The 13,538-nt window shown below is 61.1% G+C and carries 12 protein-coding genes; 6 read left to right on the top strand and 6 right to left on the bottom strand.

Annotated elements, in window-relative coordinates:
* Position 1 precedes the first annotated feature (1 nt).
* The 4 genes from JTP94_RS25895 to JTP94_RS25880 form a co-directional block, all read right to left on the bottom strand.
* Positions 2 to 874: a carbohydrate ABC transporter permease gene (locus JTP94_RS25895; RefSeq protein WP_204853282.1), complete on the bottom strand. Its 873-nt coding sequence runs from the start codon at positions 872 to 874 to the stop codon at positions 2 to 4.
* A 148-nt stretch (positions 875 to 1,022) separates the two neighbouring features.
* A complete protein-coding gene (locus tag JTP94_RS25890; RefSeq protein WP_204853281.1) occupies positions 1,023 to 2,339 on the bottom strand; it encodes a sugar ABC transporter substrate-binding protein in 1,317 nt (438 codons plus the stop codon).
* Positions 2,340 to 2,485: 146 nt separating this feature from the next.
* Positions 2,486 to 3,439, bottom strand: coding sequence for a sugar-binding transcriptional regulator (locus JTP94_RS25885; RefSeq protein WP_204853280.1), 954 nt, complete (start codon positions 3,437 to 3,439; stop codon positions 2,486 to 2,488).
* 42 nt (positions 3,440 to 3,481) lie between these two features.
* A complete protein-coding gene (locus JTP94_RS25880) occupies positions 3,482 to 3,937 on the bottom strand; it encodes an RbsD/FucU family protein (protein WP_204853279.1) in 456 nt (151 codons plus the stop codon).
* Between the two features lie 226 nt (positions 3,938 to 4,163).
* Between JTP94_RS25880 and JTP94_RS25875 the strand changes: the two genes are divergently transcribed.
* The 6 genes from JTP94_RS25875 (at position 4,164) to JTP94_RS25850 (ending at position 10,698) form a co-directional block, all read left to right on the top strand.
* Entirely contained in the window at positions 4,164 to 4,823 is a 660-nt protein-coding gene (locus JTP94_RS25875; RefSeq protein ID WP_034503178.1) for a response regulator transcription factor, read from the top strand.
* Complete coding sequence (locus JTP94_RS25870) at positions 4,820 to 6,172, top strand: ATP-binding protein (RefSeq protein ID WP_204853278.1); 1,353 nt, start codon at positions 4,820 to 4,822, stop codon at positions 6,170 to 6,172. The genes JTP94_RS25875 and JTP94_RS25870 overlap by 4 nt, the downstream gene beginning before the upstream one ends.
* Positions 6,173 to 6,259: 87 nt before the next feature.
* Positions 6,260 to 7,186 carry an ROK family protein gene (locus JTP94_RS25865; RefSeq protein WP_204853277.1) on the top strand — a complete coding sequence of 309 codons (927 nt, stop codon included), beginning with the start codon at positions 6,260 to 6,262 and terminating at the stop codon, positions 7,184 to 7,186.
* On the top strand, positions 7,176 to 7,886 hold the full coding sequence (locus JTP94_RS25860) for a copper homeostasis protein CutC (RefSeq protein WP_204853276.1): 711 nt from the start codon (positions 7,176 to 7,178) through the stop codon (positions 7,884 to 7,886). The genes JTP94_RS25865 and JTP94_RS25860 overlap by 11 nt, the downstream gene beginning before the upstream one ends.
* 139 nt (positions 7,887 to 8,025) lie before the next feature.
* The gene (locus tag JTP94_RS25855) at positions 8,026 to 8,925 is read left to right on the top strand and encodes a DUF6030 family protein (RefSeq protein ID WP_204853275.1); all 900 of its coding nucleotides are present in this window, start codon (positions 8,026 to 8,028) and stop codon (positions 8,923 to 8,925) included.
* Between the two features lie 321 nt (positions 8,926 to 9,246).
* Entirely contained in the window at positions 9,247 to 10,698 is a 1,452-nt protein-coding gene (locus tag JTP94_RS25850; protein ID WP_204853274.1) for a DHA2 family efflux MFS transporter permease subunit, read from the top strand.
* Positions 10,699 to 10,711: 13 nt separating this feature from the next.
* Here JTP94_RS25850 and JTP94_RS25845 read toward each other — a convergent pair whose 3' ends face one another.
* Both JTP94_RS25845 and JTP94_RS25840 read right to left on the bottom strand, forming a co-directional pair.
* Positions 10,712 to 12,262, bottom strand: coding sequence for a SpoVR family protein (locus JTP94_RS25845; protein WP_204853273.1), 1,551 nt, complete (start codon positions 12,260 to 12,262; stop codon positions 10,712 to 10,714).
* Complete coding sequence (locus JTP94_RS25840) at positions 12,259 to 13,530, bottom strand: YeaH/YhbH family protein (protein ID WP_204853272.1); 1,272 nt, start codon at positions 13,528 to 13,530, stop codon at positions 12,259 to 12,261. The genes JTP94_RS25845 and JTP94_RS25840 overlap by 4 nt, the downstream gene beginning before the upstream one ends.
* Between the last annotated feature and the right edge of the window lie 8 nt (positions 13,531 to 13,538).

Genomic DNA, 13,538 nt, shown 5'->3' with positions numbered 1-13,538 from the left:
CTTAAGCCTCCAGATTCTTGCCGACCGCGCGCATCAGGAAGATCGCGACGATATTGGCGAGGATGACTGCGATGATGCCGCCTGCCGATGCGCCGCCGACATCCTGTGACAGGACGATCTGCGAATAGACCAGATAGGTGAGATTGGTCGTCGCCGTGCCCGGGCCGCCATTGGTGGTGACGAGGATTTCGGCAAAGGCGGACAGAAGGAAAATCGTCTCGATCAGGATCACGACCGTAATGGCGCGGGCCAGATGCGGCAGGGTGAGGTAGATGAATTTCGAGATCGCGCCTGCGCCGTCCATTTCGGCGGCTTCCTTCTGCTCTTCGTCCAGCGACTGCAAGGCCGTCAGCAGGATGAGCGTGGCGAAGGGCAGCCATTGCCAGGCGACGATGATGATGACCGACAGCAACGGAACGGTTTCCAGCCAGGTCAGCGGATCGAGCCCGAACAATCGGAACAGATGCGCCAGGAGCCCGTTCACCGGGTTCATGAACATATGCTTCCAGATGAGGGCTGCGACCGTCGGCATCACGAAGAAGGGCGCAAGCACCAGCATGCGCACGATACCCTGGCCGAAGATCGGCTGATCAAGAAGGAGTGCCAGCGCAATGCCGCCAACAACGGTAATCAACAACGCACCGCCGACGAGCAGCAGCGTCACGATCAACGAACTCCAGAAGGCCGGGTCGCTGACGAAATATTCGTAGTTAAGCCAACCGACGAAGTCGTGCGCGCCAGGCGACAGGAGATTGTAGTTCAGCGTCGAGAAATAGATCGTCATGACGAGCGGGACGATCATCCACGCGAAGAGGAGGAGAACCGATGGCGCCATCATGACGCGCGCGGCGGAACGGGTGTGCAACGTTGCCATGGCAAGTACCGACCTATCTTTTAAGCAGGGAGAGGTGGCCGTGGACCGGCTGAAACAAAAAGGGCCGCCAAGGGCAATTCGGGCGCTCGGCGGCCTGGTGGAAAGCAATACCCGAGAGGAGCACTGCTTTCCATACCTTCAAAGGACTTTATTTAGGATATCCGGCCTTCGTCATTTCGCGGCTGGTCAGCTGCTGTGCAGCCTTGAGAGCCTGATCCACGGAGATCTGACCGGCAAGGGCTGCAGAGAACTGCTGGCCGACAGCCGTGCCGATGCCCTGGAATTCGGGAATGGCTACGAACTGGACGCCGACATAGGGAACCGGCTTGACGGTCGGATGCGTCGGATCAGCAGAGTTGATCGAGTCGAGCGTCATCTTCGCGAAAGGAGCTGCCTTCTGGTAATCCGCACTCGCATAGAGCGACGTACGGGTGCCGGGAGGTGCGTTCAGCCAACCTTCCTTCTGGGCGACAAGGTTGGTGTAATCCTTGCTGGTTGCCCAGGCGATGAACTTCTCGGCGGCATCGGTCTTCTTCGAAGAGGCCGGGATGGCGAGGTTCCATGCCCAGAGCCAGTTGCCACGCTTGCCGAGGCCCTTGTCCGGAGCCAGTGCGAAGCCGACCTTGTCTGCCACCTTCGACTGCTTCGGGTCGGAAACGAACGAAGCGGCAACCGTCGCGTCGATCCACATGCCGCACTTGCCGGTCTGGAAGAGCGACAGGTTTTCGTTGAAGCCGTTCGACGATGCGCCCGGAGGGCCGGCGTCCTTCATCAGCTTGACGTAGAAGTCGAGCGTGTCCTTCCACTCCGGCTGATCGAACTGTGGCTTCCACTTCTCGTCGAACCAGCGCGCGCCGAACGAATTCGACATCGCCGTCAGGAACGCCATGTTCTCGCCCCAGCCGGCCTTGCCACGAAGGCAGATGCCGTAGAGTTCATGATCCTTGTCGGTGATCTTGCGGGCGGCATCGGCGATGAAATCCCAGGTCGGCGCATCCGGCATCTTCAGGCCGGCCTTGTCGAACAGGTCCTTGCGGTACATCACCATCGAGCTTTCGCCGTAGAACGGTGCCGCGTAAAGCTTGCCGTCCGAGGTCAGGCCGCTGCGAATGGCCGGGAGCAGGTCATCCACATCATAGTTCTTGTCGCCGGAGAGCGTGTCGAGCGGCGCGAGCCAGCCGAGCTTGCTCCAGATCGGCACTTCATAGGTGCCGATCGTCAGAACGTCGTATTGGCCCGCCTTGGTGGCGATGTCGGTCGTAACCTTCTGGCGCAATACGTTTTCTTCAAGAGTGACCCATTGAAGGTCGATATCGGGGTTCTTGGCTTTGAAATCGTCCGTAAGCTTCTGCATACGGACCATGTCGCCATTGTTGACTGTCGCAATTGTAAGGGTTTCAGCAGACGCCAAGCCGGCAAACATCAGGGCCGAGCAGGCGCTCAGCAATAAAGTTTTCAATTTCATATCTTCCTCCCAGAAGATTAAAAATGAGCATTCGCTTTGCTCGTGGGCAATTACTCACCGGTTGCGACAAAATGTCAATGCGAATTCGTTGCTGCATTGCCGAGCAAGCAACCTATCTGTTTGTTTTCATGGAGTATATTTTTTGCTCACACCCTGAGCAAAAATTCAGCAACCGCCTCATCGGTAATCAAACCGTTGATTTGGCGGCCGACGACGGCCGCTTTGATCGCCTCGAACTTGCGTCTTCCCTTGGCGATTCCAATGACGGAAGAGGTATCGCGCGACGGCAGGGGGGCGCTTGCGACGCGATCGTTGACGTCATCAGGCATCAGCTTCCCCTCGCCGTCGAAAACCCAGCCGCAGATCTCGCCGGCAGCGCCGCGCCTCATCAGCACCAGCATCTCATCCTTCTCGAGAAAACCGTCGAGGCAAAGGGGCGCATCGATGCCCATCTCGCCGATACCGACGAAGGTCACGTCGGCCTGCGCGCTGATATCGAGCGTCGAGCGCACCAGCGCCTGCGCATGCAGCAGCTCGCGCTCCCCGGCCGACGATACGAGCACCGGCAGCGGCATCGGAAAGTGCCGCGCCTTGACGACGTCGGCCATGCTGAAGATGACGTTGTAATAGGCGGCCGAGCCGTCCGGGCCGATATTGCCTGTTAGCGACACCACGCGATGCTGCAGACATTCGATGGCAGGCAGTTGATCAACCGCGGCCTTCAGCGTGCGACCGGTACCGATCGCCAGCACGATCGGATCGCTGCGCCTCAGCCAGCGCTCGATTTCGGCGGCGCCCGCCTGGGCGATGCCGATCGTGGAGGACGTGCCGTCGGGATCGCTCGGCACCACGTCGACATGCCGGAGATTGAATTTCTCGCGCAATGCAGCGGCATATTCCAGGCAGGCGGCGATCGGATGATCCAGCCGCACCTTGATCAGCCGTTCCGCGACAGCGAGGGATACCAGCCTCTGCGCCGATTGTCGGGAGATCCCCATGGCGACGGCAATCTCGTCCTGTGTCCGCCCGGCGACATAGTAGAGCCACCCGGCTCGCGCCGCGTCGTCAAGCCGCCCTTGGGAATCCAGCTTCTTCGCCATCGCATTCCTTTACCGAAACAGCGCTCTTGTCCGAGTATCGGATCACTCAGTTTCCGGCGGGATGACGCCCTTGGTCAAGGTGAAACAACCGTAGAAGCGGCGTTCGCCGGTCTGAACAACGCAATAGGCATTCTTTGCACGCTCGTAGAAAGCGAAGCGCTCGACAGGCGACAGTGGCCAATGCTTGCCTTCGGCCTTGTCGATCGCCGCCTGCACCTCGCGCTGGACCTGCGGCACCTCGTCAGGCGCGCCGACCACTTCCATGCGCGTCGCTGCATCGTCGATGAACGTATCGAGCGGCATCAAGGACAGCAGCGCCGCAACCGCGTCGGCGGCCGGGACGTTGTCGATGCGCAGCAGATGGCCCAAAACCGTCTGCTGAGCGATGGCTTCGGCGGGAAAGTTGGTGTCGACGACGACAAGCATGTCGCCGTGCCCCATCGACTTCAACGCGTACAGCACGTCCGCATTCAACAGCGGCGAAATTCCCTTCAGCATGACCGAGCATCCTTTGATTGCCTGTGGCGGCTATCCCGCGGCCGCTTCGTTCTCCGGGGCAAAGAAGTAACTACGGCGTTCCTATCTGTCCATAGGCACCGGGAACGTTTTCGGAAGGAAATCAGGCTATGAAAGCGCTCATCTCGGTACGGCTTATTTCGGCCGTTATTGACCCGATAGGTTCGCCGGCATTAACTGAGGTGCGGTCAGTAGTTGAGAGGCACAGGTGCGAATTCTTCTGGTGGAAGACGATGATACGATCGGCAGCGCGGTTCGCGATCATATCGCGGCAGGTCCCCATGCCGTCGACTGGGTTAAAAATCTGGCCGATGCCGACGAGGTCACCAACGCCGTTCAATACGGACTCATCCTGCTCGACCTGCAACTTCCGGATGGCAGCGGCGTCGATTTTCTGAAAAGACTGCGCCGCAGACCGGATGAAACCCCGGTCATGATCCTCACCGCCCGCGACCAGATCTCCGATCGCATCGAAGGCCTGAACAGCGGCGCCGACGACTATCTCGTCAAGCCCTTCAATCTCGGCGAACTCACCGCCCGCATCCTGGCGGTCGCCCGCCGTTATACCGGCAGTCCACAACCGACCATTCGGTTCGCCGATCTCGAAATCGATCAGCCGCAGCGGCGCGTCCGGCTTGACGGCAAGGACATCGTTCTCACCGGACGCGAATGGGCCGTGCTCGATCTGCTTGTGGCACGACCGGGCGCCATCGTGTCGAAAGACAAGATAGAGGAAGCGCTTTACGCCTTCGGCTCCGAGATCGAGAGCAATACGGTGGAAGTCTATGTCAGCCGTCTGCGCAAGAAGATCGGCAGGGACCGCATTCGGACGGCCCGCGGCGTCGGCTATTGCCTGGGTGAACGATGACTGAGCGCACGGGGCCTAGCCGCGCCAGCCTCACGGGGCGTCTCATCGCCGCGCTCACGGGCACGGTCGTGGTCTTCTGGCTGATCGCCGTCGGCATCGGCGTCTACGTGGTCAACAAGGAACTCTCGGAGACCTTTGACGGCGCGCTGCAGGAAACCGCCGAGCGGCTGATGCCGCTGGTGCTCGACGACCTTGCCAATCGCGACCCCTCGAGCGACCCGCAAAGCCTCGAGGAACTCAACAAGGGGCTGAACCGCGAATATCTGACCTATCAGGTACTCGACGGAAACGGCAAGGTCATCCTCCATTCGCACGACGCGCCCGCGACGGCCTACGACGTGCCGTTGAAGGTCGGCTTCCACAACACGCCGCGATATCGCATCTACACGGAATCATCCCAGAACGGCTCAGTCTTCCTGCATGTCGCCGATGCCTTCAAGAATCGCCGGGAAGCCTCGCGGGAAAGCGGCGTCGCGCTGCTCTGGCCTTTGCTGGCCCTTATCCCCGCCAGCATCATTGCCATCGGCTTCGTTGTCGGCCGCTCTCTGCGACCGATCGACCGTTTGAGATCGCAGATCGCCACCAAGGACAGCGGCAATATGGCGCCGTTGGATAGCGACGTGCTGCCGCGCGAACTCCAGCCGATCGCCCGCTCCGTCAACCTGCTGCTCGATCGTCTGCGGCTCGCCCTCGAGGCCGAGCGCGAATTCACCGCCAACAGCGCCCACGAACTGCGCACGCCGATCGCGGGCGCTCTCGCGCAGACCCAGCGCCTGCTCGCCGAACTGCCGCAGGGCCAGCTGACGGAACGCGCCGGCCGCATCGAGACCTCGCTGTCCAATCTCGCCCGGCTGGCAGAAAAGCTGCTGCAGCTCTCCCGCGCCCAGGCCGGCATCGGCGCCGGCGACAAGCCCGCCGATCTGATCGCGGTCATCGAAACCGTCATCGGAGACTACGACCGCGACACCGGCACCGCCGGCCGCGTCCTGCTGGCGAACGACGCCAAGGAAAAACTGATCCGCAACGTCGATATCGATGCCTTCGCCATCGTCATGCGCAATCTGATCGAAAACGCGTTGATCCACGGCCCGGTCGACGACGAAGTGACCATCAGCATCGACGACGGCATAGTCCGCGTCGTCAACGCTGGCACTGTGCTTTCGCAGGAAGAGCTGGCCGGCCTGAAGAAACGCTTCTGGCGCGGCAAGACCACGGCCGCCGGTTCGGGCCTCGGGCTTTCCATTGTCGAACGCATCGTCGATCAGATCGGCGGACGCATCGATCTGCTGTCGCCCGCCACGGGCAGAGCCGATGGCTTCGAGGCCAAGATCACGCTGCCTGCCGGCTGACGGCTTCGCAGCCCGGCACGGATTGATCTTGCAAAGACCGGCAAAGGGTGCGAGCAAGTGCCGCATGTTTCCTGCAGGTCGGTATTCATGATCGTTTCCTTCGACATCGGCGGTAGCGCCATCAAAGGCGGCATAGCCCGCTCCATGACGGATATTATGCCGCTTGCGCGGCGCCCCACCCCCAAGCATGACTTCGCTGAATTCGTCGAAGCGCTGCGCGTCGTCATCGCCGAAGCAGGCGAAAGGCCGGATTGCCTCTCCTTTTCCATTGCCGGCGTGGTGGATCCCGATACGCAGGCGCTCACCTGCGCCAACATTCCCTGCATCCATGGTCGACGCCTGGCCGCAGACCTGGAGGCCGAACTCGGCCATCCCGTCCTGATCGCCAACGATGCCGATTGCTTCGCCATGGCGGAAGCCATGTCCGGTGCCGGCCGTGGCCATCGCATCGTGTTCGGCGCCATTCTCGGCACCGGCGTCGGCGGCGGCCTTGTGGCGGACGGCCGTCTCGTCAACGCTGCCGGTGGCTTTGCCGGCGAATGGGGTCACGGGCCTATCATCGCGTCCCATGCCGGCGATCCGCCGGTCGCCATCCCGGCCTATCCCTGTGGCTGCGGCCAGAAGGGCTGCGTCGATACCGTCGGCGGCGCCCGCGGCATCGAACGCCTGCACAAGACGCTGCACGGGCTGGAATTGTCCAGCGAAGAGATCATCGACCATTGGCTGAAGGACGACGCACAGGCACGGCGCACGATCGACGTCATGATCGACCTGGTCGCCTCGCCGCTCGCGCTGACGGTCAACATAACAGGCGCAACCATCGTCCCGGTCGGCGGCGGCCTTTCCAATGTCGAACTGCTGCTGGCGCGGCTGGACGAGGCGGTGCGCGACCGCATCCTGCGCAAATTCGGTCGGCCGCTGGTGGTGCCCAGCCAATGCAAGCTCGAACCTGGGCTCATCGGTGCTGCCCTGCTGGGGCTGCAATATGCCGGAGAGCGCGACCATGCTGCTTGAGGTCTGCGTCGAGGATGTTGCCGGCCTCATGGCCGCCGTCGAGGGTGGCGGCGATCGCATCGAGCTTTGCAGCGCACTCGCCGTCGGCGGCTTGACACCGAGCGCCGGCCTCATGGCAGCCGCGGCCAGCACGCCCGTTCCCGCCTATGCCATCATCCGCCCGCGCGCCGGCAGCTTCGTCTATTCGGCCGACGAACTCGCCATCATGAAGCGCGACATCGATGCGGCCCGGCATGCGGGCCTGGCCGGCGTCGTGCTCGGCGCATCGCTGCCGGACGGACGGCTCGATTTCGATGCGCTGGCGGCGCTCGCCGCCCATGCCGAAGGTCTTGGCACGACGCTGCATCGTGCCTTCGATCTCGTCCCCGATATAGGCGATGCCGTGGAAGTGGCCGTTTCCCTCGGCTTCGAACGCATCCTCACATCGGGTGGCGCAAAGACTGCCGCTGATGGGGTCGCCGCGCTCGAGCAGGCGATCACCATTGCCGCCGGCCGCATCTCCATCATGCCCGGCTCGGGCGTCAACATCGCGACGATCGGTCAATTGTGGCCACGATTGCCGATCAGCGAAGTTCATTCCTCCTGTGCCGTCACCACAACAGAGACGGACGAGCGCCTGCTCGCGCTCGGATTCTCGACGCCATCGGCACGCCACACCGATGCAGAAACCGTCAGGGCGCTCAAGGCCTACTTCGCCTGAGCAACGTCATGAATTGACAAAGAAACATTAGAATGATCAATCGTTCATAAACGCATATGCTGTAGCGATGGACGGGCTGCGCAACAGACAGTTATTGCAGCAAGGCAGGTTTCCTCGGGAGTAGCTGTAGATCTGAATCATGTCGGTGGCGCCACCTAGCAAGAAAAGCAGGGCTGTCTTCTGGATTGCGGCTGTTGTCATCGGCTCGATCATCTTGGCGACGGCGTTGCTTGCCAACGACATGCGTAACCTGAGAGCGCTGGACAGACGTTATCACCTGAACCTGTTTCCCCGGCCGGAACAACAGGCTGCAACGTCGTCGGCGAAAGCCGCCAGGACCAAGAGTTCGCCGACTGTCGGAGCTGTCCCAGCCAATACGGCTGGAAATGCCGCGGCTGTAGCAGCTGGCGCGCCTGCGCATGCCCCCGCGACGCCGGCCAAGGTGGCGGCGACCAAACCACGCCCCACAAGAACCTCCCACCTGTTCGACGCTCCCGTCGACACGTTGCTGAGCGCCTTCGTGCGAAGCTGGCGGATATCGGGCCAGACGCTTTGCGCCGATCTGGTGAAATTCGGCCTGCCCGTGGGCGAATGGCGGCAAAGCGAATTGGCCACCGGCACATCCGAATGCAGCTATGCCATTCAGAAAGGCGCCTACGGCAATGCGAACGCGGCATCTTTCTTCATCATTGCCCGCGGCAAGCCGACCGGCGAGCTCGACACCATCCGCATCAAGGTGATCATGCCCGACAATCCCGATGGCAAGGCCATCGGCGGCACCTTCGTTGATGCCGTCGTGCTGCTGCTGAACGAGACGCACTGGCTGGATTTTCAGACGGCGCTGGATGCGATCGGCAAACTGCAGGACGTGACGCTGCAAGCCTTCGGCGCCAAACTCAGCTTCTTCAAGGAGTTCCAGAGCAACAACAGCTTCAATCTTCAGCTGGAATTGCGAAGAACCGCGCCGGAGCAGATCCGAACGGCCATCGTCTTCGACAAGGCGCGCTGGACGCTGCCCTCCCCCTTATCGATCAACTAGAGCAATTCCGGGAAAAGTGCATAGCGGTTTTCCGTCCGGAATTGCGCAAAACAATAACCTAGAGCGGTTAGGCGATTCCGTGAAACGCGTAACCGCTCTAGGCGACCGGACGAATACCGGATGACGATCGAGCGTTCGGTCTGTCCGGTTTTTGTTGCGCTGCGCCATGGATGGTGGTCATATGCGGACGATTCCGAAGGTCGGCGGATCACCGGCCGCTAGCAACATGATTCCCGAAAGCACAAAGCGGTTTCCGTAGGGATTCATGCCTATCATGAACACGCCGGATCCCCCTTCGGCGGTGGAAAGCTACTACATCCCATGGATTCGACAGATCCCCATCCGCAGGGCCAGACTTTCGCGGTCGAACGCAGCCCTCGCCTCCGCTACATCATACCCGCCGTGGTCGCTGTCGCCTTCCTGATGGAACAGCTCGATTCGACCATTCTCATCACCGCCGTTCCGGATATCGCCAAAAGCCTCGGCACCACTCCGGTGCGCATGAACCTGGCGGTGACGACCTATATCCTGACGCTTGCCATGTTCATCCCGGTGAGCGGCTGGTTCGCGGATCGCTTCGGCGCCCGTCGTATCTTCGCCCTGTCCCTCTTCATCTTCACGCTCGGCTCGATCCTGTGCGGCCTGGCGACGAGCTTGCCCATGCTGATCGCCATGCGCGCGTTGCAGGGCTTCGGCGGCGCGATGATGACGCCGGTCGGGCGGCTCATCCTCATCCGCAGCTTTCCGCGCAGCCAGCTTGTAACCGCGATGACCTACATGACCCTACCGGCCGTCATCGGCCCGGTGATCGGTCCGGTGCTCGGCGGCTTCCTGACGACCTATCTTTCCTGGCGCTGGATATTCTGGGTGAACCTGCCCTTCGGCCTGATCGGCATATTTATGGCGCTGCGCTATGTCGAGGACACCACACGCGACAAGTCGATCAAGTTCGACTTTCCCGGCTTCGTCATGGTCGGTGTCGGCTGCGTGCTGCTGCAATACGGTATCGAAAATATCGGCCGTCCCACAATTCCGCTCTGGGCCATCTTCCTTGTTCTAGCCGCCGCCGGTCTCCTGCTCGTCGGTTTCATCCGCTATGCGAGGACGGCCGAATCGCCGGCTGTGGATCTCACCCTGTTCAAGCTGCGCACATTCCGCGTCGGTACGCTTGCCGGCGGCATCTGTCGCGTCGGGCTGAATGGCGTTCCCTTCCTGCTGCCGCTGATGCTGCAGGTCGGCTTCGGCCTGAGCCCGATCGTATCGGGCACGCTGACCTTCGTCAGTGCGCTTAGTGCGCTCGTCGTGCGGCCCGTTTCGGTGAAACTACTGAAGCTTTATGGCTTCGACCGCATCCTGACATGGAGTGCCGTTTTTGGCGCAGCCGTCGTTGCCGGTTTCGCCCTGATCACGCCCGAGACGCCGCACTGGTTCATCATTGTCTATGTCTTCGTCTTCGGGCTGGCGCGTGCGGCACAATTCATGACCTCCAACACGCTGTCATACTCCGATACGCCGGCAGCCCAGCTTAGCCGCGCGACCAGCCTTGGCGGCGTATTGCAGCAATTGAGCGTCAGCTTCGGCATTTCCGTTGCCGCCATGCTGCTCGGTCTGGTCACGCTGGATGGGTCGCCGCTGACGCCGGAGAAATTCCATCTGGTTTTCCTGCTGATGGCCGTGATCCCGCTGCTCGGCATACCCGGCTTCCTCAAGCTGCAGCCGGAAGATGGTGTGCAGGTAAGCGGCCATCACCGTCGACCTGAAAAGTCCTCATAGAAGGTCTGAGCTCTCACGCCGCGAGCACGGAAGAGCGCGGATGCACCAGGTGGTCGCGAAGCACCGTCCCGGCGCCATCGACTTCCTGCATCACCACATCATAACTCCAGAGGTCGGCAAGATGCTGCAGCACCCGCTTGGCATCCATATCCTCCAGGAGGGCGCCGTTCAGCACCGTGTGCCGGACGATCAGCCGCCTGTCGCCGGCGAGATCGACATCGACGATCTCGATATGCGGATCGATCCAGCCGACGTCATATTGCCGCGCCAGTTCGCGGCGGATGCGCCGGTAGCCACGCTCGTCATGGATCGCCGACACGCGCAAACCCTCTTCCTCTTCGGGATCGTCGGTCAGGTGGAACATCCGCATCTTCCGCATCAGATGCGGACTGAGGAATTGAGATACGAAGCTCTCGTCACGATAATTGGCCCAGAGGTCGCGCAGCACCGCCATGGCATCGCCGGTGCCGGCGATTTCCGGGAACCACTGCCGGTCCTCCTCCTTCGGCTTCGTCACGATGCGCTCGAGGTCCTGCATCATGGCAAAACCGATCGCATAGGGGTTGAGGCCGGAATAGCGCTGATCGTTGAAGGTCGGTTGGAAAACCACGTTGGTATGGGATTTCAGGAATTCCAGGAAATCGCCGTCGCTGATACCGCCAAGCTCATGCAGCCGGGTCATGATGCGATAGTGCACGTAGGTCGCCGTGCCCTCGTTCATCACCTTGGTCTGGCTCTGCGGGTAGAAATACTGGGCGACGTGCCGAACGATGCGGATGATCTCGCGCTGCCAGGGCTTCAGCCGCGGCGCCATCTTCTCCAGGAAGTAAAGGATGTTCTCCTGCGGCAGGCCCGCGAGCGCACGCCGGCGCTCCAGATCGAGGTCGGGCACCTTCTTGCCTGGCCCAACCGGAATCGTGCGCCAGAGATCATTGAAGATCCGCTCATCATATTCGCGCCGCTCGCGCTCGCGCTTTTCCTCGTCGCGCAGGTCAGGCGTCTTCCTGCCGGCATAGCGATGCACGCCATGCGACATCAGCGCATGCGCGGAATCCAGCGTCCGCTCGACGGTGGCATGGCCGTAACGCTCCTCGCAACGAGCGACATAGCTCTTGGCGAAATTGAGGTAGTCGAGAATGCCCTCGGCATCCGTCCAAAGCTTGAACAGGTAGTTGTTCTTGAAGAAGTGGTTGTGGCCGAAGGCGGCATGCGCAATGACCAGCGCCTGCATCGTCGCCGTATTCTCCTCCATCAGGTAGGAAATGCAGGGCGAGCTGTTGATGACAATCTCGTAGGCGAGCCCGCGAAGACCCTTGCGATAGAAGGCCTCGTGATGGGCGAAATGCTTGCCGAAGGACCAGTGCTTGTAGAACAGCGGCATGCCGATCGAGGAATAGACATCGAGCATCTGCTCGGCAGTGATGATCTCGATCTGATTGGGGTAGACATCGAGACCAAGTTCTTTGACGGCAATCTTCTCGCAGGCATCGTGGATTCGCTGAATGGTGGCGAAATCCCAGTCCGCACCTTCAAAAAGCCGTTCCATCGATGCTTTCGCCATCATCCGCTCCTTGTTTCTGCCGTCCGACGCTGGAAGAGATCGTGGAAGACCGGATAGATCTGGCTACGATCGTTCACCCGCCGCATCGAGAGCACCGGCCAGGCCGCCTGCAGCCGCTCGTAGAGCGACCAGATCGCCGAGCCCGACGAGATCGCGGCGCTGCGTGATTCGCCCACTTCCAGATAGGCGAAATACTGGCAAACCGGCAGGATTTCGCCAGTCAGGAGCGCAGCGGTCGTCGCATTGTCGGAATAGGCGTTGTCGCCGTCCGATGCCTGCGCGGCATAGATATTCCAGTCCGATGCAGGGAAGCGATCATGCACGATCCGCCGCATCGCTTCGAGCGCACTCGAAACCTGTGTACCACCCGTCGCCGGACTGCGGAAGAACGTCTCCTCATCGACCTCCTCGGCCACGTCGGTATGGCGGATGAAGACGATCTCGACACGGCGATACTGCCGGGTCAGGAAGATATAGAGCAGCATGTAGAAGCGCTTGGCGAGATCCTTCATGTGCTCGGACATCGAGCCGGATACGTCCATCAGGCAGAACATGACGGCCTGCGCCACCGGCTTCGGCTCGTTCTCGAAACGGCGATAGCGGATGTCGATCGGATCGATATAGGGAATGCGCCGAACCTTGGATTCCAGCAGCTTGATCTCAGCCTCGAGCTGGGCCCGACGCTTCTCGTCCTTGCACTCTTCTGCCTCTTCGACGAGCTTGGCGACCGTTTCCGGCTTCGGACGATGCAGGGCGACACGCCGCATCATCGCCAGCCGCATGGTGCGGTTGATCGCCAGATTGGCGGGCGATCCCGTCACCGAATAGCCTGATCGTACTGGATTGATCTGGTCTGTCGATATCAGCCTCCGCTTGGCAAGATCCGGCAGCTCGAGATCGTCGAGGAAGAGATCGAGGAACTCATCGCGCGTCAGGATGAAGCGGAAGGCGTCTTCGCCGGTACCGTCGCCGCCGGCGCGCGGCTTGCCGCCGCCGCTTTCCGGACGAGGGATGATGTCGCCTTCTAGGAAGTCCTTGTTGCCGGGAAGAATATGCTCCCGCAGCCCTTCCGGGCCGCGATGGAACCGAGGTTCCTCGGTTCCATCTAGGGGAATGCTGATTTCGCCACCTTTCAGAATGTCCTGAATGTCGCGATTTTGAGAGGTCTCGTAGACCGCTCTCTGCACCAGCGCTTTTGCTCTTCGCAAAAATCGTTGACGATTTTCTAAACTTTTGCCGCCTGGGTTCAGGCGTCGGTCAACAATGTGCATTCCTTCTT

Source organism: Martinezella lusitana (assembly GCF_016901135.1).
GTDB classification, from domain to species: domain Bacteria; phylum Pseudomonadota; class Alphaproteobacteria; order Rhizobiales; family Rhizobiaceae; genus Rhizobium; species Rhizobium lusitanum_D.
Note: the sequence above shows the minus strand (reverse complement) of the source record. Positions and strands in the feature narration are given on the sequence as shown.

What these genes read in the sequence shown, in the direction of transcription:
- JTP94_RS25880 (WP_204853279.1), bottom strand. Translation starts at nt 3,937, where the DNA reads ATGCTGAAGGGAATTTCGCCGCTGTTGAATGCGGACGTGCTGTACGCG.
- JTP94_RS25850 (WP_204853274.1), top strand. Translation starts at nt 9,247, where the DNA reads ATGGATTCGACAGATCCCCATCCGCAGGGCCAGACTTTCGCGGTCGAA.
- JTP94_RS25890 (WP_204853281.1), bottom strand. Translation starts at nt 2,339, where the DNA reads ATGAAATTGAAAACTTTATTGCTGAGCGCCTGCTCGGCCCTGATGTTT.
- JTP94_RS25870 (WP_204853278.1), top strand. Translation starts at nt 4,820, where the DNA reads ATGACTGAGCGCACGGGGCCTAGCCGCGCCAGCCTCACGGGGCGTCTC.
- JTP94_RS25865 (WP_204853277.1), top strand. Translation starts at nt 6,260, where the DNA reads ATGATCGTTTCCTTCGACATCGGCGGTAGCGCCATCAAAGGCGGCATA.
- JTP94_RS25855 (WP_204853275.1), top strand. Translation starts at nt 8,026, where the DNA reads ATGTCGGTGGCGCCACCTAGCAAGAAAAGCAGGGCTGTCTTCTGGATT.
- JTP94_RS25860 (WP_204853276.1), top strand. Translation starts at nt 7,176, where the DNA reads ATGCTGCTTGAGGTCTGCGTCGAGGATGTTGCCGGCCTCATGGCCGCC.
- JTP94_RS25845 (WP_204853273.1), bottom strand. Translation starts at nt 12,262, where the DNA reads ATGATGGCGAAAGCATCGATGGAACGGCTTTTTGAAGGTGCGGACTGG.
- JTP94_RS25840 (WP_204853272.1), bottom strand. Translation starts at nt 13,530, where the DNA reads ATGCACATTGTTGACCGACGCCTGAACCCAGGCGGCAAAAGTTTAGAA.
- JTP94_RS25895 (WP_204853282.1), bottom strand. Translation starts at nt 874, where the DNA reads ATGGCAACGTTGCACACCCGTTCCGCCGCGCGCGTCATGATGGCGCCA.
- JTP94_RS25885 (WP_204853280.1), bottom strand. Translation starts at nt 3,439, where the DNA reads ATGGCGAAGAAGCTGGATTCCCAAGGGCGGCTTGACGACGCGGCGCGA.